This is a genomic window from Cupriavidus basilensis (assembly GCF_000876015.1).
GTDB lineage: Bacteria > Pseudomonadota > Gammaproteobacteria > Burkholderiales > Burkholderiaceae > Cupriavidus > Cupriavidus basilensis_B.
Genome location: NZ_BBQM01000011.1, coordinates 246675 through 265002 on the forward strand (window position 1 = coordinate 246675; position 18328 = coordinate 265002).

Here is an 18328-nt window from a genome sequence, read left to right on the forward strand (position 1 = left end):
AACGAACGCCACCTGGAGTCGTTCCTAGAGCTTCGGCCCAATCCGAGGTGCCAGATGCGAGAGGGTAAGGCCAAGGTCCTGTCCGAAGCTGAGTTCAAACGAGCCCTCAACACGGCAAAGAAATACGCGCACGCCAAACGCAATGTCGCGCTGCTCTATTGTTCGTTCGGTTTCGGCCTGCGTGCGAAAGAGATGGCGGCACTAAAGATCAAGCATGTCCTCGGGCCAGATGGTGCACTACTTGAAGACATCAACCTAGATGGCTCGATGACCAAGGGACGAAAGCAGCGATACGTTTTCCTGACCAACCAACGTGTTGCCGCTGCGATCCGCGAATACATCGATGAGCGGCGTGAACGGGACGGAATCTTGTTCAACTATGAGTCGCCGTTGTTCCGGTCGCAGAAGGGAAGTGCGTTTTCGCCGAACACGTTGCAGCAGCTCTTCCGCCACGTATACGCACAATCACGTTTGCGGGGCGCGTCCAGCCACTCGGGTCGCCGGACATTCGCCACAGTGAAAACTACACTACTGTCTCGCACATTGGTGGATTACCGGTAGCGTTGCTACAGGGATATTAGTGGCAATTTTATCAGCTATGATTGCCCGTGGGTCGTGACGGGTTTGCTTCGGACAGATAGGCAGTCTCAGAAATCATAAGATGACAAAGATCGGAAATCTCTTCCTTAGCTCGCCAGGCGCCAGCGAAAATTCCTCCAGTGCGCTTGCCTGTAAGCTTACGCATCCGTTCTCGAAAAGCTTCGAATGGGCTTGTCCTGACTCAAGATGGCATGTTGCAATCGATGCCGGAGGTGGTCATGTCAGCGCCCGGAATGCGGATAAGATGGCTTTCGAGGACGTAAAGCATCATGGAATGGCCGCTATCATGCGCGCGCTCGATTTGGCAGCCATACAAGAGAACCTAGTTTCCTCCGTTAAAGAACTGGGAGACTACTCCATTTGTAGATTCTACGAAAATGAAGCGCCGGTAGTGAGATTGACTTCAGTCGCACGTCAGGCAATATCGATTCAGTTGCATATTGAGCAGCGCGATGCCGATGGAAATTTGATACCGCAGCCGATACCGCCTGTGCCGGTTTGGAATAGAGCATTTCGATATTACAGATTGTCGCAGCTTGCAACGGATATCTACGAAGCGTATCGAAATCTATATCTTGCGTTTGAAGCGCTGGCAGAACATATATTTCCTCGCATGCCAAAGGAGCGAGAAGGTGATTGGATTAGGCGTGCCTTCGAGGGTGCTCATGACAAGTATAGTCTTGCAGGACTAGTGCCTGAAAATTGCAGGAACCCAGGAGACTATTTGTTTGGAACACTCTATAAACATGTGCGATGCAATCTCTTTCATTCGCAGAGCGCTGACTCAATACTTCCATATTACCAAGTCGACGCGACAGCTGTTCAGCACGCCTATGAAGCATTGCTTAGGGTATGGAGACACATTTCCGCGCACGCACTTGGGACTTCGAGTGGCGGAGGAGTTGTCACACATCAAGGCTTCCGGCACATGATGTCCAATGCGTTGGGTGCCAATGTGAAAGGTATTGTGACTCAAGTGGAGTTGCCTACGCGCAATGAGGGAGCCGCTTCTATTCCGATTGCTGTCCAAGCACTGGATGAGTGTATCTATATTGGGGAGGTATCTGCGGGAATGGTGGCAGTTACCGCAAGTCAGCGGAGCCCTGCTAGTCTCCCAAAAATTCGCTGCGCAGGGATCATGACCGAAACTTCGGCGCAGCTCTTTTGCGAAATTCCTGATGGTTTGGAAGTCGGTGATGTAGCCTATTTTCAAATGCATTTAGGCTTCAGATTGGTGCAGGGCGGCATGCCAAAGACGGAGTTCTAGTATGTTAAGCGGACTAAGATGTCCGCCTCGTAGTGGTCGGGTTTTGTGGCGGAATTGCAGAGCTTTGGAAAGCGATCTATAGATTTATTCCAGCTCAGGGATTTTTATTGTGGAAGCGAAGAAGACCGATCTGAGTAAGCTGAGCCTAGAGGACTTGCGATTGGAATGGGAGGCCATTCGGAGGGGGACGCCTCTTGGGACACTTTTTGTGATAGTGTCAAAAATTGTTGCGGTAATTGTATTTGTCATTGGTGTTCCAATCGGAGTCAAGAAAATTTTCTTTGAGGGCTCTGATGTTGCCTCGCGTGGACCAGGCAATATTTCAGCAACCGCTGGTACTCCTTCGCCTGCTTCCGGAGCTGAGTCAGACAAGGCGGCGGTGAGTTCGGAAATTAAGAAAAGAGATGAATCGATTTCATTGCAAGCTGAAAAAATAAAAGATCTTCAAGGGAAAGTGGATACCCTTGCAGAGCAGCTAAATAGGCGTCCAGATGGATACCGATGTATGATCTATGATGGCGATTTAAACAAGTTGCGTGTAAAGAAGGATGAGGTCGAGCAGTATATTCAAACGCTTCTTCGGCCGCCGCAAACAAGGGAGCAAGCCGCTGCAGGGGTCTACTACACAGTTGAGGAGCTGGATGTCTTCGCAAAGCAAGCTGCCGAATATAGGAAGCAGGCCAGCGATATCCAAGAGCAGATAAAGGGTGTTGAATCTAATAGAGCACAATGCAAGTCGTAATCTGCTATAAGGATCTCGGGTGTGAGTGAGGCGTAGTGACCCTCTGAAGTTCTAGGATATCTTTGGCGGGTGGTCGTCTGTATAACAAGAACGGGGTGAGTGTTTGAAATGATTGGCCAGTCAAGCGGCGTCGCATCGGTAGTAAGTGGATTTCTAGCGTGGATAGTCCGTGAGCACTGCATGCGAAATCCAGAGGCCGTCCAAAGGCCAGGGACAGATGGAGCCTGGGGCGCCGACCCTAGCGGATGCGGGCCGGATGTTCTCTGCATACGGGGTTGATTTCAGTGTGGCGGAGCTGCGGTACATCGCACGCCATCCGGAAGCTCGGCGTCTGGCATGAAATGTCGAGGCTGGCCGGGCCTATATAGAGTTTGAAGAAGCGAATGGGTTTGTGGCGGAGACGGCATTTGTTCCACCCTCGCCGGAGTCCATTAAAGATGCAGTGGGTCCAGTGATTGCGACCGTAGTCTGTTTGATTCTGGTGCTCATGGCGTTGCTTACTGGCAACTACAAGCTGACCGGTATTCTTGGTGCCGTAACTGCCGTATCGCTAATGGTTGCGTTACTTGAGTTCGCAGATATGCGAAACCGTCATCGTGCGCGTAGGGCGATCGAGCTTTGTGTCAGCGAGCCGCACGGGTTGAGTGTTTAGGTCACTTCAAGCCGGCGATCCTTCGAGACCATGCTTATAAAAAAGGGGGGGCAGACCTCAAAGCCGGTTTGATGCTGATGGACTATGCATCCCTCCCTGCGAAGTCTAGAATTCTGACGCCCTTGTAGGTTTTCCATCAGAATTGATGACCTCAGATAAATCATCTCGTCTATGCTGCAGAAATTCTTCGCCTATCTGAATATCGACAATCCTATAGTGGCTTGGGAAGTCGCCATTGGGCGGCTACGATCGGTAGGTGACAAAGGCCCCGATGATCATCCCGATCTCATCAGTATTTTTTTGGCCAGTAAGTTGCGCGATTCGTTTGTCCTCAATCGTCCAAGATGGTTCAAGCGTGAACTGGCACTGGAGAAGGCTCGCATCGAGCACCATCCGCATGCAGTATCCAGACTTCGTGGCGTGTACATGTTCACCTCCAAGGAGGACGCGCTGCGTGCCGTCGCTGAATGGCGTATTCCTGGCTGGAGATCAGACTACATATCCGAAGTCAATTTTTCGGCAGAACAACTAACCATCGTGGACACGGAATGGATCACCGAAGACCTTTTCTCTCCTGATACAGGCTGGATGGATAGCTACTGGTCGGGTAAGGCGAAGCGTAAAGATCCTCTCATGGAGGTTCTGGGAATTGGTATCGGTCAGATTCAAAATCGAGCTTTGCGCGAGCAGGCCTATCACGCGGCTGTGCAGAACTGGCCGGGGTCGAAGGATATGCTGCAAAGGGCGATCTACGGATTCTGTGAAGCCCAGATGGACGCGATTGCCCAGATTCGCGCCACTATGACATCCGTGGGAGACCAGCTTGTCTTGGACCATTGGATATATATGGACGATTTCCGAGGGGTAAATGATCAACTACGGAAGGTCATACTAGCTGCCCAAGCGCGTGGCGACTTCCCCACCGCCCCTCCTGCAACAGAGCAGTACACTCCTGATTTAACGGACAAGCGAATGGAGATCGCCATACCGGATCTCCAACGACTGCTGCAGGAGGCTGGCTGCTATAGCAAATCAGATGTCTGAATACTTGTTGGGGCTACGGTTGCTCGGGACAGCGCAAGTTGCTTTGCGACCGGGACAGACCGAACAGATCACGATTCGGTTTCGGTGCTAAGTCAGTGCTCTCTCGGAAATAGCAACGTCGTAGCGCGGGCGTAGCCGTGCCGTCTATCGTTCGGCTCGCGGAATTGGCCGAGATTTTCGACTGTGGCATGGAGGAACTGCTGACCGACGCCTCAAATCGGGAGGTTGACCAAGTCCGGAAGATCCTGGAGTTGCTTGAAGGCTTGTCGGACGAGAAGCGCGAGATGCTGATGGGCGTGATCCGCCAACTGGTCTCCGGGCTCTCGAAATAGTAAGATGCCCGGCTCGCGGTCAGGGTGTCAAATTGACCAAAAACCCAATCAGTTCTGGCGTCTGGTCGGCGATATTACGGGCGAGGATCTCGTCGCGATGGGATACGCCGAGCGACTGCAAACGCTGCTGGCCCACAACATTGGCTTATGGGATGTGGTGGCGGAAGCGAAGCGCGATGGGAGCCTGGACAGCAACATCCGTGATCATGCCGGCAATGATCTTGCGGGTTTGATCGAATCGCTACCGAATCTGACAGTGATTGCGTTCAATGGCGGTACCGCTGAACGTATTGGATTGAAGGCCCTTGGGCGGGCCGCCGGCGGTCATCACCTTGTCAGGTTGCCTTCCAGTAGCCCGGCTCATACCCTGCCCTACGCGGAAAAATTGCGTGCCTGGCAGGCGTTGCGAAGGTGGCTAGGGGACTGGGCCGACGCCAATAGTGACTGACTCTTGCCGCATTCGCTTCTGGAGCGGGCTGTCGGCCGCCAATAACTGGCTGACCACGGAAGCGCGAGGTCGGTCTGAAGAACATCGGCCTTGGTCGAATGCCGAAACTCCGTAGCCGACCCTCGGCTAATGCTCAAGCATCGCGCCCAAGTCGAGTTCGTCGGCAACTTTCTTTAATCGCTTGTCGCGAGTCCAGATGGTGACGCCGGGATGCAGACGTGCGGATGCCAGCAGTGATATATCGACATATCCGATCCCACGATTGAATAACCCTTCTCGTTCGATCAAATAGAACGTCTCTTCCGGCGTTGCAGTCGGTGCCCGGGGCAGATCGAGTAAAGCACCGAGCACAACGTCTCGGTTGCGTAGACTGCCCAGCGATATCTCTCCAATCACGAATGAATGAACCAGGACACGCTCCTCGGCAAGCAAACTAACCAGCAAAGGGTCGGACGCGCTAATGTGGTCTATCCAGACTGACGTGTCGACAAGGATCATTCGACGTCCTGCCGGCGACGCGGCGCCCCCTGTATGCCGGGTTGACTACCACCAAGGTTCGCGAGCCGCCTCCCGGCCTCACGTTGGATCAATGCTTTGAGAGCTTCACGCACCAGCGCCGACTTTTCCTCCAAACCCGTATAGGCCTGAGCCTTGGCGATCAATTCGTCATCGAGAGCGATGGTAGTACGCATGGACGGCTCCACAAGTTGGCGCACCTATAATAGCATCGTTTGATGCCTTTTTTCGTGCCAGTGCGTCGGTTGAAGCCAACTGTGGGCACTCCGTGGCCGCCTGCGTCATGTCAGGCTCCATGCGCGTTACTCCGATGCGCTCCGGGAAACCAGTTCCAGGGTTGTAGCCGAGGGTTCCACTTTGGCAACGGCTTCGAGGGTGTCGATGACGTTCGACAAGCTATGTGCGGGCTCCCAGAATCGGTTGGTCGCCTTCGTATCTGTGGCGGCTTCCCAGGTGGCCCAGATTGCACTTCCGTAGATGCCCAGCAGCGACAGTCGCTGATGCAGCACCGATTCGGGTAGATGTGGCAGAAGTGCCGCCAAGTGCTCCAGGCATCGACGGTAGCCGATATTCCACTGGTCGCCGACGACGTCGCGCAGCAACTCCCGATCGGTGAGCTGCACATTCGCAATCATGCGGATGTAGGTGTACTGGCCGGTCTGCTTCCCCAGTTCCAGCAGCGGGATGGCCAACGCTTCGATCATCGATCGGACCGTGATCGTATCTGCCTCTTCCATTTCGTCGAGCATGGCCTGCCGACGCTCATCTATGAGCTTGGCGCCATCGAGTACGAGCTCTTTCAACAGATCTCTCTTCGTGCCGAAGTGATAGTGAATGGCGGCCCCATTGCGCTGGCCGGCGGCTGAGACGATGTCCTGCACCGTAACGCCCTCCACGCCTCGCTGCGCGAAGAGCCGCTGCGCGGCGTGCTTGATCTTGTCCCTGGTTTCGTTTCCGTCCGATCTGAGGGTTTTCACCAATGCTTTCTCCATCTAAGCGAACTATATTAATTAAAACAAATTGCTTAACTAAACACAACGGAGACAACTCATGCGGGTGGTGATTGTAGGCGCAGGTATAGGTGGGCTTTGTGCTGCATTGGCCCTACGGCATCATGGGGTCGAGGCAATTGTCGTTGAGCAGGCCGACCGGCTCACGGAGGTAGGCGCGGGTATTCAAATTGCCAGCAACGGCGCTCTGTTACTCCGCGAACTCGGTGTGGAGCGTCATCTTGCGGAGGTTGCCACTCAGCCTGACGCATTCGACTACCGGGATCTGATGACCGGAAGGCGGCTGTACTACGCGCCGCTGGGCGCCGAGGCGGCGCGGCGTTACGGCGCACCAATGTACAACGTTCATAGAGCTGACCTGATCGAACTTCTGGCGCGTAGCCTTCCACAGGATACCGTCCGCCTGGGAGTCAAGATTGCCCGGATTGGTCAGACCGGGGATCTTGCTTGGGTCGAAGACATAAATGGCGTCCGCCACGAGGGCGATGTCGTTGTCGGCGCCGACGGAATTCACTCTGTGGTCAGAGCGGCATTGCGTGGGCCGGAGCAGACGCAGTTTGCCAACATCCTGATGTGGCGTGCATTGATTCCTGCCGCCCGGCTCGAAGGACTCTCGCTCCCCGTGCGCGGCAATAACTGGTTCGGCCCGGGTCGCACAGTAATCTCATACTGGGTTCGAAAGGATCTTTACAGCGTGCTGGCCTCGGTGCCCGCACATGAGGTCCATCGGGAAAGCTGGTCTACCAGTGGCGACGTGGAAGAACTCCGCCGGTCTTTTGAGGGCGCCGAACCCACTGTGCAGGCGCTACTCAAGCAAGTGGATTCCAGCTTCATCACCGGAATGTACTATCGCGACCCGATTGAAAGCTGGACATCCGGACGAATAACGCTTCTCGGTGACGCCGCGCACGCGATGGTCCCGTTCTTGGCCCAGGGGGCGTGTCAGTCCATCGAGGATGCCTGGACGCTGGCTGCGACGCTGGCAAAATCGGACGGCCTGACGCTGCCTCAGAAGCTCGTTGAATATGAGGGACGCCGCCGGCCTCGGACAACTCGCGTGCAGGCCGGAGCGCGTGCAATCGTGAAGATGGTTCACGAGTCCGATCCTGTGCGGATCAAGGAGCGAAACGGTCGCTGGAAGGGAATGGCTCGAATCGATCCGCTTGCGCAAGCGTCATGGGCTTTTGTCTGGGCGCATGATGAAAGAGAGGCGACCGGCAAGCCGGTGGGAGAGGTCATCGGGCTGGCCAACGCCAGGGAAGGGAAGCGAATGAAGCGTCCCGAGAGTCAGCGTGCGTTCGATATCTGGAAGAGCGCATTTGCCCAGGAAGACGTAGCCCGCGGCCACGATGGCATGCGCGAAGCCTATGATCGAATGCTCGGGAAGAACTTCCCCGTCCCGCGCGAAGTGGCAGCCAGGGAAGTTGACCTTGACGGTGTGCGGGCACTGAACGTGACGGCGGAAGGAGCGAATGTCGACTGCCCGGTAGTGCTGCACTTTCATGGCGGAGCCTATGTACTTGGATCGGCACGGGGTTCGCTGGAGTACGCCAGCCGGTTGGCCGATGCGGTCCGGGGGCAAACGTACTCTGTCGACTATCGTCTGGCACCCGAGCATCCCTATCCCGCGGCGATCGACGACGCCGTGCAGGCCTATCGGGGGCTGCTTGCGTCGGGCGTTTCCGCGAAAAGAATCGTGCTGAGCGGCGAGTCGGCCGGTGGCGGACTCGCGCTGGCATTGGCGATGGCCATCCGCGGCGCCGGCCTTCCTGCGCCGGCCGGCGTCTTTGCCGTGTGTGCGTTCACGGATTTGACGCTCAGCGGCCCCTCCGTGCCGGCGTATTCGGGCTCCGACCCCGCCGCGCACCGGGATAGCCTCGCCTTGCTCGGCGCTTCCTACTTTCAGTCTCATGAGCCGACCGACCCGATGGTGTCACCGCTGTTCGGCAGCCCATCGGGCCTGCCGCCACTATTCTTGGCTGCGGCGAAGGAAGAAGTATTGCTGAGCGATACGACTCGCTTTGCCGAGAAGGCAGCTCAGGAGGATGTCGACATCACGCTGCGGTTGGTGGAAGACTCGGTGCACGTTTTCACCCTGTTTCCGTTCCTCCCCGAAGCCAAGGAAGTTGTCGGCGAATTTGGCGCCTGGGCGCGGCAAGTAACGGCGCGTCCGTAGTTCGGAATATCGGGCGGGCGGTGTGCTTTCACGCACACCGCATACAAGGCCGACGAACCATGACGGCGCTCGGCCTCCGGTGATCTGGATGCTTCGCCAGGGTCGACAATTCACGAACTTCCTCCAGCAAAGCCGTGGGTTACACGCAGCAATCCCTCTGTCTTTGGGAATTGCCTGCGCTCCGGTCTTCGGGGCGCTCGGAAAACAGGTGGACGTATCCGATCTAGAGAGTGGTATGACCGGCCGGCCGGGCCGGCCTGACCGGCCTTTCTCAACGCGCGTCGCCGAACACCACGCACACCGGGCTGCCCGTGTCGATCACGGTCGCTTCCGCCCGCGGCAGCAGCGTGGCGGCGTCCAGCACCCGGCTCACGATGGCGTGGCTGCGTTCGTTGGCGACCAGCAGGCGGCGGCCGTCGGGCGTGAGCGTGATGAAGCGCGGGAACGCGCCGAGCGCCGGCGCGAACGCGACCGGGGCGCTGGCGTTGCCGTGCCCGTCGACCGGCACGCAGGCCACGGAATCGTGGCCGCGATTCGAGACGTAGAGCATGCGGCCCGACGGGTGCATGACGATGCCCGCCACGCGGTTCGGGCCGCTGTAATCGGGCGGCAGCGTCGACACGTGGCCGACGCAGGCGAGGCTGCCCGTCCCGGCATCGAACGACAGCGTGGTGACGGTGGAGTCGAGTTCGTTGGCGACGTAGAGCAGCGCCGCGCCGGGATGGAAGGCGACGTGGCGCGGGCCCGCCGATTCGCGGCTCTGGAAGCGCTGGATGCTGGTATCGGCCGGGCTGGCGCCGAAGCGCACCGCGAACACGGCGTCGAGGCCCTTGTCGGGCACGATGTGCCAGGCGGTGGCGCCACCGCCGTTGGCGAAGCGCGGCGCGTGGTGCGGATGGGCGGTGCCTTGCTCGATGCGGTGCGGCCCCGGCATGCCCGGCATGCCGACGAGCTGCCGCACCGGCCCTAGAGCGCCGTCGTCGCCCACCCCCAGCACGGCCAGCGTGCCGGTCGCGTAGTTCGCGATCACCAGTTCGCGCTCGTCGAGCGACAACTCCAGGTGCACCGGATTGATGCCGCCGCATGGCTGCCGGTTCAGGAAGCGCAGCGTGCCGTCGGCGGCATCGACCGCGAAGCTGCTGACCTCGGCAAAGTCGCCGTGCACGGCGTAAAGCCGGTCCTGCGCGCGGTTCAGGGTCAGGAACGACGGGTTGATCAGGCCTTCGACCACCTGCTTCCGTTGCCACGCGCCCGAGGCGGCATCCACCGCGTAGACGCTCAGGCCCTTGCCCTGCGCGTTGCGGGCCACCGTGGTGCGGCAGCCGACGTAGGCCAGCCAGCCGCGCGCCGCCGCCATGCCGCTCATGTCTTTCGTCATTTCGTTCAAAGCCATCTCCAGTGTTTTCGGCCAGCCGCCGGATGGGTGTGCATCGATGGTATCCGTCGATGCCTCCCCGCCGCGCCTCGAAAATTTTCCATTGACTTTTATGGTCAGAAAACGCATTGTACCGACTTTCATCCCGGCAGCGGGATACGACGCGATCGAGACCGTCCGCAGATGGTCCGGCATGCATATTCGAACAGGAGATAACGGTGGCTTTCAGGCGTGGCTGGGTATTGCTCTTCCTTTTTCTGCTCACGACGATCAATTACATGGATCGCGTGGTACTGTCGGTCGCGGCGAAGCCCATCGCCGCCGAGTTCCATCTTTCCCCGGTAAGCCTCGGCTACCTGTTCTCGTCCTTCATCTGGACCTACACGCTGTTCCTGATCCCGATGGGCCAGTTCGTCGACCGCTTCGGCACGCGGCGCGTGGCGGCGGCCGGCATCGGCATCTGGTCGCTGGCCACCATCCTCACCGGCGCGGCGAGTACCTACGGCCTGCTGCTGGCCTCGCGGCTGGTGATGGGCGCGGGCGAGTCGAGCAGCAACCCCGTGTGCGCGAAGACGGTGCGCCAGTGGATTCCGGCGCGCGAGCGCGGCGCGGCCAATGCCGTGTTCAACGCCGGCTCGTTCGCCGGCCCGGCGTTCTGCCTCGCGCTGATCGGCGTGCTGATCTCGGCCTTCGGCTGGCGCTGGGCGTTCGTGATCTCGGGCTCGATCGGCTTCGTCTGGCTGGCGCTGTGGATGGTCTTCTTCAATACGCCCGAGCGCACCAGGTGGCTGTCGCAGGGCGAGCGCGAGATGATCCTGCGCGAGCGCAACAACGGCGGGCAGGCGCTCGACGAAGGCCAGCCGGACGGCCTGCTGCGCCTGCTGCATTCGCGCACGCTGTGGGGCATCGCGCTGACCGAGGGCTGCAACATCTACGCGCAGTATCTGTTTCTGACCTGGCTGCCGTCCTACCTGCAGAGCACGCGCCACGTCTCGATCACCAGCAGCGGCTGGCTGAGCGGCGCGCCCTATGGCGGCGCGGTGGTGCTGGCGATCCTGGCGGGCTTCCTGAGCGACCGCTACGTCAGGGGCGCGGGCGTGGCCTCGGGCCGCCGCCGCCATGCCATCGCGGTCTCGATGCTGTGCGGCGCGGCGATCCTGCTGGTGCCGCTGGCGACCAGCTTCGCGGCGCTGGTGGCGGTGCTGACGCTGTCGCTGAGCGGCATCGCGGCGACCAACGCGACCAATTTCTCGCTGCTCTCCGACATGCTGCCGAACCAGCGCGACATCGCCAAGGCGATGGGCTTCGTGATCGTCGGCGGCAACGTGTTCGGGCTGCTCGCGCCGATCGTCACGGGCTACGTGATCTCGATGACGGGCAGCTACGACTATGCCTTCGTGATCGCCGGCGTGCTGCTGCTCACCGGCATCGTGCTCACGCTGACCATGACGCACCGGCCGATCGTGGCCCGCGCCGCGGCGAAACTGGCCCAGGCCTGACTTGCTTGCGTTGGTTTAGTCTTTTATGATCATATAATTCAATCCATGAAGCCCCGCAGCGCGCACGCCGCGCGCGGGGCCGCGAATCGATGAGCGGTATCTCACCCACGTCACTGCAAGTGCGCATCGCGCGCGACATCGTCGCGCTGGTGCGCCGCGACATGCGGCCGGTCGGCCATCACTTGGCCGAGACCCAGCTCGCGCGCGAGATCGGCACTTCGCGCTCGCCGATCAACGTCGCGCTGAACTGGCTGGCCGAACTCGGCGTGGTCAAGCACGATCCCAACCGCGGTTTCTTCCTGGCCTGCGATCCGGCCTCGCTGACGGCCGTCGCCGAGCAGCTTTCCTCCTCGCCCGACGAGCCGCTCTACCTGAAGATCGCCGGCGACCGCCTCGCCGGCGCGCTGCCCGACGAGGTCGGGGAGGCCGAGCTGATGCGCCGCTACGACGTGGCGCGCACCACGCTGCGCAAGGCGCTCTCGCGCATCGCGCGCGAGGGCTGGATCGAGCAGGGCGTGGCGCACGGCTGGCGCTTTCTCGGCATGATCGATTCGCCGGAAGCCTACGAGGAGAGCTTCGCCTTTCGCCAGTCGATCGAAGTCACCGGTCTGCTCAGCCAGGCGTTTCGCTACGAGCCGGAGCAGATGGAGGAAATCCGCCGCGAGCAGCAGCGCATCGTCGACGGCGGCTGGCAGTGGATGACCGCCGCCGAACTGTTCGATGCCAACAGCCATTTCCACGAGGCGGTGGCGAAGTGGTCGGGCAACCGCTTCATCTATGACTCGGTGCGCCGCATCAACCAGCTGCGCCGCCTCGCGGAATACAGCCAGACCAGCAACCGCAAGCCGCGCAAGGGCCAGGCCGAGGAGCATCTGGCGATCCTCGACGCCATCGTGCGTTCCGACCTGCTCAGCGCGGCCGGGCTGATGCGCAACCACCTGGATGGCGCGCGCCGGCTCAAGAGCCCCGGCGCGCACGGATTCGACGCCGGCCGCACCGCATAAGCCGCCGCCGGCAGACACTTTCGCGGCGCCCTCGCGTGACGGCGCCGCACGACACATCTGGCGCCCGTCTGGGGCGCCGGAGTTTGACCAAAGGAGTTTTCCAAGTGAGCATGACCGACAACGCTGGGTTCCAGCGCGTGCATCCCGACGCGCTGCGCGATTTCGTCTCCGCCGTCTACCAGACCACCGGCGCGACCGCCGATGACGCCTACGTTGCCGCCGACGCAATGGTGCAGGCCGACCTGTGGGGGCACCAGTCGCACGGCGTGCTGCGCCTCGGCTGGTACTACGCGCGCCTGCGCTCCGGCGCGATGCGCTCGCACACCAGCCTGAGCTTCCCGGTCGACGCCGGCGCGATCGCCGTGATGGACGGCGGCGACAGCATCGGCCCGGTGGTCGCGCGGCACGCGGCGCTCGACGTGATCAAGCGCGCCAAGACGCACGGCATCGGCGCGGTGTCGGTGCGCAACTCGAACCACTTCGGCACCTGCATGTACTTCACGCGCATGGCCGCCGAGCAGGGCTGCATCATGATCGTCACCACCAACGGCGGCCCGAACATGGCGCCGTGGGGCGGCCTGAAGAAGATGATCGGCACCAACCCGTGGTCGGTGGCCGTGCCGGCCGGCCGCCACGCGCCGCTCATCATGGACGTGGCCAACTCGGGCGTGGCGCGCGGCAAGATCTTCCTGGCGCAGACGCGGCATGAGGAAATCCCGCTCGGCTGGGCCATCGACGCGAAGGGCCGTCCGACCACCGATCCGGAAGAGGCGCTCAAGGGCTTCATCCTGCCGATGGCCGGCCACAAGGGGTATGCCATCGGCACGATCGTCGACGTGCTGTCCGGCGTCCTGTCGGGCAGCGGTTTCATGGACGAAGTGCACGGGCCTTACGATCCGGTCAACCGCAGCCGCGCCGGCCACCTGATGATCGCGCTCAACGTCGCCGCGTTCCAGCCGATGGAGGAATTCAACGCGCGCATGGAGCGCTACATCGAGACGCTCAAGGCGGTGCCGCTGGCCGAGGGCGTCGACGAAGTGTTCTATCCGGGCGAGAAGGAAGCGCGTGCCCACGAGAAGCAGGTCGTGGACGGCATCCTGCTGCCGCACGATACCTTCGCCGGACTCGACAAGGTCGCCGGCGAAGCCGGCGTGGCGCTGGTCGCGCGCACCTGAGCGAACCGATTGGCGGCCGCGCCCGAGCGGCCTGTTCGAGGCGCACCGGAACGCAGGTTCCGGTGCGCCTTGTCGCATCTGGCCGGCCGCATGCGAGCCATCGGGGCGCTGGTCGCGCGCGTCGTCGCCGGGCCAGGAGCGCGCAAAGCCGGGCGCGTAGAATCACGGCCAACTGGCACTGCGGGACCGCGAGCGCGGATCAAGACCGGGCAGCCAGAACGACGACCAACCCGATCAGGAAGATCCGCAACATGATGCACCGCAACACGCGCGTTTCCGCGCGCCCATTCCATCTGTTTTCCGCGAAAACCGGCAAGCCCGGGGCCCTGCGCCTGCGCGCCGTCGCCCTGCTGGCGGCGCTGTATGCCACCTGCGCCGGCGCGCAGCAGACGGCCAGGCGCGACGAGTTCTTCTGGCTCGGCGAGATCAACAAGGCGTCGGCGGTCATCAACACGGAGCAGGGCCTGCTCGACAAGGCCGTGGCGCCGCGCGTCGCGGCGGGCGTCGCCAAGGTGATCCAGGACGGCAACCAGCCCGGCGGCAAGCGGCCGTCGAGCGTGATCACGTTCGAGCCGCTGCTGATCCAGGCCGCGGGCGTGGAGGTGACGCTGCTGCACGCGGGCCGCTCGAGCCAGGACATGCACGCCACCTACCGCGCCGCCATCATGCGCGACAACCTGCTGACCCTGGCCGACCAGCTGAACCGCACGGCCACCACCCTGGTGGCGCTGGCGGACAAGCACAGCGCCACCATCGTGCCGAACTACACCAACGGCGTGGCCGCGCAGGCCAACAGCTACGGCCACTACCTGCTGGGATTCGCCGCCGCGCTGGACCGCGACGCGCAGCGCATCCGCGAGACCTACGCGCGCGTGGACCGCTCGCCGATGGGCACCACGGTGCTCAACGGCACGAGCTGGCCGCTGGACCGCCAGCGCATGGCGGGCTACCTCGGCTTCGACGCCATCGTCGAGAACGCCTACGACGCGGCGCAGATCTCGTCGGCGGAGTATCCGGTCGAGGTGGGCGCCATCGTCACCACCATCGCGCTGCAGGCCGGCAATTTCATCGAGGACGTGATGACGCAGTACGCGCAGTCGCGGCCGTGGATCCTGCTGGCCGAGGGCGGCGGCAATACCTACGTGTCGAGCGCGATGCCGCAGAAGCGCAACCCGGGCCTGCTCAACGGCGCGCGCCACGATGCCTCGATGGCGATCACGCTGGCGCTGGGGCCGGTGATCGAGGCGCACAACATCCCGCCGGGCATGCCGGACGCCAAGGAGGTCAAGCCCAACAGCGAGATGGTCGGCAGCGCGGTCAAGGTGCTCAAGGACTGGGACCGCATCCTGGGCGCGCTGGTGATCAGCCCCGAGCGCGCGCTCGACGAGCTCAACAGCGACTGGACCGCCTCGCAGGAACTGGCGGACGTGCTGATGCGCAAGTACAAGGTGCCGTTCCGCGTGGGCCACCACTTTGCCTCGGAAATCGTCGAGTACGCGCGCGCCAGCGACATCCGGCCGAGCGACTTCCCGTACGCGAAGGCCCGCGACATCTACCGCGAGGCCGGCAAGGAATACGACGCCGGCGAGCTGCCGATGAGCGAGGCGGAATTCCGCGCCGCGCTCAACCCGCTGGCCATCGCCAACGCGCGCGCCACCAGCGGCGGCCCGCAGCCGGCGGAGATGAAGCGCATGCTGGCCGCCGCCCGGCAGCGGCTGGCGCAGCAGGATGCGTGGATCCAGGCGCGGCGCGGCAAGATCGACGGCGCGCTGGCGCGGCTGGACGCCGACTTCGCGAAGATGGTCCCGCCGGCGGGCAAGTAGGGCGGCCGGCGGCGCCGCGCGGCATGCCGGCCGGTGGCGCGCCCGATGTCTACAAGGGCAGCCGCTCCATCTCCGCGTAGGCGCGCTGCAGCCACACCTTGACGCGCTGCCGCTCGAGCAGGCCGAGCCCGGTGGCGGAGCGGTCCGGGTGGTTGACCGCGGCCCAGAAGCTGGCGCTGTGCCGGTCGATCTTCTGCATCGTGGCGTCGGGCAGGTGGCGCAGGGTCATCACGCTGGCGCCGAGCGCCTCGGCCCGCTCGCGTTCGCCCGACGCCGCCAGGATCTCGAAGCGGTCGCCGCGGATTTCGTTGAGGACGAGCACCAGCTTGATGCGCCCGCCGAACTGGTCGAGCCACTGCCGCAGCAGGTCGACCGAATCGCGCCCGGCATCCATCACATGCCACCAGGTGAGCGCGAGGCCATGTTCCTCGGCCAGGCCGAGCACGTCCGCGTCGTCGATCCAGTTGGCCAGCGACTGCTGCGTCTGCGCTGCGAGGTCGACCAGGATGCGCCGCTGCGGCGCCTCGATCGCGTGCTCGATGATGGGGTCCAGGCTGTCGTGCCCGTCGAGCACGGCGGGCGCGGCGAAATCGGCATAGAAGCGCAGCAGCGCGCCGTGCGACTTGTCGGTGTCGAAACCCAGGAACGGCATGCCCCGGTCGATGAGATGCTGCGCCAGCAGGCGCGCGACGAGCGACTTGCCGACGCCGCCCTTTTCACCGCCGATGAAGTGGATGTGGCTCATTTCTGCGCTTCCTTTGTGATGGAGAGGGCCTGGCCGGAAGGGCAGTCCCCGGTTTCGCCAAGGTGACTGCGAAACATGACAGTAGCAAGTAGCATGCCGCGCCGCCGCCCGGAGCGGCCCGGCGCAGCGCATCGGGCATCCGCTGTCAATGAAACCTCCCCCCCGGAAAGCAGGGCTACAAGTTGGGTGGCCGGTCCCGATAAGACAGGGAATGGCGGAAGGCAGGATGGCAGGTCGCGGACCCGTGGGACCCGCGGGCAGGAACGATCACCCGCGATGCGTCACGCCGGATGCCGTCAGGCCAGGCCATCCTGCGATGACAAGCCATGCCCCCATCGATCCCACAAGAGGAGGAGTGTCATGCGCAACAACCAGCCGGTGACGCAGCAGGAGTTCGAGTTTCCCGACAACGCCACGCTCATGTCCACCACGGACACGCAGAGCCGCGTGACCTATGCCAACGCCGCGTTCGTCGAGGTCAGCGGCTTCTCGCGGGAGGAGATCCAGGGCCAGCCCCACAACCTGGTGCGCCACCCCGACATGCCGGAAGCCGCCTTTGCCGACATGTGGGCCACGCTCAAGGGCGGCGAGCCCTGGACCGCCCTGGTGAAGAACCGGCGCAAGAACGGCGACCACTACTGGGTGCGGGCCAACGCCACGCCGGTGGTGCGCAACGGGCGGCAGGTCGGCTACATGTCGGTGCGCACCAAGGCCTCGCGCGAGGAGATCGCGGCCACCGAGGCGCTTTATCGCGATCTGCGCGAAGGCAAGGCCGGCAACCGCAAGATCCACAAGGGGCTGGTCGTGCGCACCGGCCTGATGGGCTGGACCTCGCTCGCGCAGGTCATGCCGGTGCGCTGGCGCATCCGCCTGGCGCTGTTCGCGCTGCTGCCGGTCATGGCCGCCTGCGCCTGGGGCGCGGGGCTGGCCGGCGCCATGCTGGGCGGGTTTGCCGGGATGGCCGCGCTGGCGCTGCTGCTGGCTTCGTGGTGCCTCGAAGCGCAGATATCGAGACCGCTCGAAGCGGTCCGGGAGCAGGCCTTGCGGGTTGCCTCGGGCGAGAGCCAGAAGGCGGTCCACATGAATCGCGTCGATGAGATCGGCATGACCTTGCGCACGATCAGCCAGCTTGGCCTGATGTTCCGCTGGCTGGTCGACGACGTCAGCGAGCAGGTGATCAACGTGCAGACCGCCAGCAACGAGATCGCGCGCGGCAACATCGATCTCAGCGCCCGCACCGAGCAGGCGGCGTCGAGCGTGCAGGAAACGGCGTCGTCGATGACCGAGATGACGGCGACGGTGAAGAGCAATGCCGGGACCGCTTCCCAGGCCAACGCGTTGTCAGGCTCGGCCAGCGACGCGGCGTCGAAGGGCGGGCGCGCGGTCTCCGAAGTGATCGCGACCATGAGCGAGATCACGCGGAGCTCGAAGATGATCGCCGACATCATCGGCGTGATCGACGGCATCGCCTTCCAGACCAACATCCTGGCGCTCAACGCGGCGGTGGAGGCGGCGCGCGCGGGCGAGCAGGGCCGCGGCTTCGCCGTGGTGGCGGGCGAGGTGCGCGGCCTGGCGCAGCGCAGCGCCAACGCCGCCAAGGAGATCAAGGGGCTGATCGACGTCAGCGTCCACAACGTCGAGTCCGGCGCCAGGCTGGTGGACGATGCCGGACGCACGATGGAGGACATCGTGGCCCAGGTGAAGCGGGTATCGGACCTGATCGCCGAGATCAGCGCGGCCACCGCCGAGCAGATCAGCGGCATCTCCCAGGTCGGCAGCGCGGTCAGCGACCTCGACCACATCACCCACCAGAACGCGGCCCTGGTCGAGCAGAGCGCGGCGGCGGCCGAGAGCCTGAAGCAGCAGGCGACGCGCCTGGTCGAGGCCGTGAGCGTGTTCCGCTGACGGCGGCGGCGCACG

General features: G+C 62.6%; 17 protein-coding genes. 12 read left to right on the forward strand and 5 right to left on the reverse strand.

What is annotated here, in order from left to right; all coding sequences use genetic code 11:
- Nucleotides 1-54: 54 nt before the first annotated feature.
- From KF708C_RS34405 to KF708C_RS34410, 6 genes are all read left to right on the forward strand, one after another.
- A complete protein-coding gene (locus KF708C_RS34405; protein WP_197090322.1) occupies nucleotides 55-561 on the forward strand; it encodes a tyrosine-type recombinase/integrase in 507 nt (168 codons plus the stop codon).
- A 100-nt stretch (nucleotides 562-661) separates the two neighbouring features.
- On the forward strand, nucleotides 662-1867 hold the full coding sequence (locus tag KF708C_RS35525; protein WP_156173757.1) for a hypothetical protein: 1206 nt from the start codon (nucleotides 662-664) through the stop codon (nucleotides 1865-1867).
- Between the two features lie 109 nt (nucleotides 1868-1976).
- On the forward strand, nucleotides 1977-2609 hold the full coding sequence (locus tag KF708C_RS35530; protein ID WP_156173758.1) for a hypothetical protein: 633 nt from the start codon (nucleotides 1977-1979) through the stop codon (nucleotides 2607-2609).
- Between the two features lie 823 nt (nucleotides 2610-3432).
- Nucleotides 3433-4305: a hypothetical protein gene (locus KF708C_RS35535; RefSeq protein ID WP_156173759.1), complete on the forward strand. Its 873-nt coding sequence runs from the start codon at nucleotides 3433-3435 to the stop codon at nucleotides 4303-4305.
- Between the two features lie 188 nt (nucleotides 4306-4493).
- Nucleotides 4494-4637: a hypothetical protein gene (locus KF708C_RS07390; RefSeq protein WP_197090323.1), complete on the forward strand. Its 144-nt coding sequence runs from the start codon at nucleotides 4494-4496 to the stop codon at nucleotides 4635-4637.
- A gap of 4 nt (nucleotides 4638-4641) precedes the next feature.
- Nucleotides 4642-5085 carry a DNA-deoxyinosine glycosylase gene (locus tag KF708C_RS34410; RefSeq protein WP_082079464.1) on the forward strand — a complete coding sequence of 148 codons (444 nt, stop codon included), beginning with the start codon at nucleotides 4642-4644 and terminating at the stop codon, nucleotides 5083-5085.
- A 126-nt stretch (nucleotides 5086-5211) separates the two neighbouring features.
- Here the strand turns inward: KF708C_RS34410 and KF708C_RS34415 are convergent, their stop codons facing one another.
- The 3 genes from KF708C_RS34415 to KF708C_RS07395 all read right to left on the reverse strand — a co-directional run bounded on the left by KF708C_RS34415 (nucleotide 5212) and on the right by KF708C_RS07395 (nucleotide 6578).
- On the reverse strand, nucleotides 5212-5583 hold the full coding sequence (locus tag KF708C_RS34415) for a type II toxin-antitoxin system VapC family toxin (protein ID WP_082079465.1): 372 nt from the start codon (nucleotides 5581-5583) through the stop codon (nucleotides 5212-5214).
- Nucleotides 5580-5777 carry a type II toxin-antitoxin system VapB family antitoxin gene (locus KF708C_RS34420; protein WP_081651297.1) on the reverse strand — a complete coding sequence of 66 codons (198 nt, stop codon included), beginning with the start codon at nucleotides 5775-5777 and terminating at the stop codon, nucleotides 5580-5582. Before KF708C_RS34420 ends, KF708C_RS34415 begins: the two co-directional genes overlap by 4 nt.
- 126 nt (nucleotides 5778-5903) lie before the next feature.
- Nucleotides 5904-6578, reverse strand: coding sequence for a TetR/AcrR family transcriptional regulator (locus KF708C_RS07395; RefSeq protein ID WP_231586397.1), 675 nt, complete (start codon nucleotides 6576-6578; stop codon nucleotides 5904-5906).
- Between the two features lie 73 nt (nucleotides 6579-6651).
- Between KF708C_RS07395 and KF708C_RS07400 the strand changes: the two genes are divergently transcribed.
- Nucleotides 6652-8787 (forward strand): alpha/beta hydrolase fold domain-containing protein, encoded by a 2136-nt coding sequence (locus KF708C_RS07400; RefSeq protein ID WP_059411337.1) that lies wholly within the window; start codon nucleotides 6652-6654, stop codon nucleotides 8785-8787.
- A gap of 271 nt (nucleotides 8788-9058) precedes the next feature.
- Here KF708C_RS07400 and KF708C_RS07405 read toward each other — a convergent pair whose 3' ends face one another.
- Nucleotides 9059-10180 carry a lactonase family protein gene (locus tag KF708C_RS07405; protein WP_197090325.1) on the reverse strand — a complete coding sequence of 374 codons (1122 nt, stop codon included), beginning with the start codon at nucleotides 10178-10180 and terminating at the stop codon, nucleotides 9059-9061.
- Between the two features lie 200 nt (nucleotides 10181-10380).
- On the opposite strand from KF708C_RS07405, the gene KF708C_RS07410 reads away from it, so the two are divergent.
- The 4 genes from KF708C_RS07410 (at nucleotide 10381) to KF708C_RS07425 (ending at nucleotide 15663) form a co-directional block, all read left to right on the forward strand.
- Nucleotides 10381-11661 carry an MFS transporter gene (locus KF708C_RS07410; RefSeq protein ID WP_043365159.1) on the forward strand — a complete coding sequence of 427 codons (1281 nt, stop codon included), beginning with the start codon at nucleotides 10381-10383 and terminating at the stop codon, nucleotides 11659-11661.
- 89 nt (nucleotides 11662-11750) lie between these two features.
- Nucleotides 11751-12665 carry a GntR family transcriptional regulator gene (locus KF708C_RS07415; RefSeq protein ID WP_059411338.1) on the forward strand — a complete coding sequence of 305 codons (915 nt, stop codon included), beginning with the start codon at nucleotides 11751-11753 and terminating at the stop codon, nucleotides 12663-12665.
- Between the two features lie 110 nt (nucleotides 12666-12775).
- Nucleotides 12776-13840 (forward strand): Ldh family oxidoreductase, encoded by a 1065-nt coding sequence (locus KF708C_RS07420; protein ID WP_059411339.1) that lies wholly within the window; start codon nucleotides 12776-12778, stop codon nucleotides 13838-13840.
- Nucleotides 13841-14091: 251 nt separating this feature from the next.
- Nucleotides 14092-15663, forward strand: a complete 1572-nt coding sequence (locus tag KF708C_RS07425; protein WP_082079466.1) for a lyase family protein — start codon at nucleotides 14092-14094, stop codon at nucleotides 15661-15663.
- 49 nt (nucleotides 15664-15712) lie between these two features.
- On the opposite strand, the gene KF708C_RS07430 is transcribed toward KF708C_RS07425, so the two are convergent.
- Nucleotides 15713-16408, reverse strand: coding sequence for a mobilization protein (locus KF708C_RS07430; protein ID WP_020200791.1), 696 nt, complete (start codon nucleotides 16406-16408; stop codon nucleotides 15713-15715).
- 360 nt (nucleotides 16409-16768) lie between these two features.
- Here KF708C_RS07430 and KF708C_RS07435 point away from each other — a divergent pair, with 360 nt between their 5' ends.
- Nucleotides 16769-18313 carry a methyl-accepting chemotaxis protein gene (locus tag KF708C_RS07435; RefSeq protein ID WP_020200790.1) on the forward strand — a complete coding sequence of 515 codons (1545 nt, stop codon included), beginning with the start codon at nucleotides 16769-16771 and terminating at the stop codon, nucleotides 18311-18313.
- The last annotated feature ends 15 nt before the right edge of the window (nucleotides 18314-18328 follow it).

Bases quoted from the DNA above. Each gene is read 5' to 3' on its own strand.
- KF708C_RS34405 (WP_197090322.1), top strand. From the start codon at position 55: ATGCGAGAGGGTAAGGCCAAGGTCCTGTCCGAAGCTGAGTTCAAACGA.
- KF708C_RS35525 (WP_156173757.1), top strand. From the start codon at position 662: ATGACAAAGATCGGAAATCTCTTCCTTAGCTCGCCAGGCGCCAGCGAA.
- KF708C_RS35535 (WP_156173759.1), top strand. From the start codon at position 3,433: ATGCTGCAGAAATTCTTCGCCTATCTGAATATCGACAATCCTATAGTG.
- KF708C_RS07390 (WP_197090323.1), top strand. From the start codon at position 4,494: ATGGAGGAACTGCTGACCGACGCCTCAAATCGGGAGGTTGACCAAGTC.
- KF708C_RS34410 (WP_082079464.1), top strand. From the start codon at position 4,642: ATGCCCGGCTCGCGGTCAGGGTGTCAAATTGACCAAAAACCCAATCAG.
- KF708C_RS34415 (WP_082079465.1), bottom strand. From the start codon at position 5,583: ATGATCCTTGTCGACACGTCAGTCTGGATAGACCACATTAGCGCGTCC.
- KF708C_RS34420 (WP_081651297.1), bottom strand. From the start codon at position 5,777: ATGCGTACTACCATCGCTCTCGATGACGAATTGATCGCCAAGGCTCAG.
- KF708C_RS07400 (WP_059411337.1), top strand. From the start codon at position 6,652: ATGCGGGTGGTGATTGTAGGCGCAGGTATAGGTGGGCTTTGTGCTGCA.
- KF708C_RS07405 (WP_197090325.1), bottom strand. From the start codon at position 10,180: ATGGCTTTGAACGAAATGACGAAAGACATGAGCGGCATGGCGGCGGCG.
- KF708C_RS07415 (WP_059411338.1), top strand. From the start codon at position 11,751: ATGAGCGGTATCTCACCCACGTCACTGCAAGTGCGCATCGCGCGCGAC.
- KF708C_RS07420 (WP_059411339.1), top strand. From the start codon at position 12,776: ATGACCGACAACGCTGGGTTCCAGCGCGTGCATCCCGACGCGCTGCGC.
- KF708C_RS07425 (WP_082079466.1), top strand. From the start codon at position 14,092: ATGATGCACCGCAACACGCGCGTTTCCGCGCGCCCATTCCATCTGTTT.
- KF708C_RS07430 (WP_020200791.1), bottom strand. From the start codon at position 16,408: ATGAGCCACATCCACTTCATCGGCGGTGAAAAGGGCGGCGTCGGCAAG.
- KF708C_RS07435 (WP_020200790.1), top strand. From the start codon at position 16,769: ATGCGCAACAACCAGCCGGTGACGCAGCAGGAGTTCGAGTTTCCCGAC.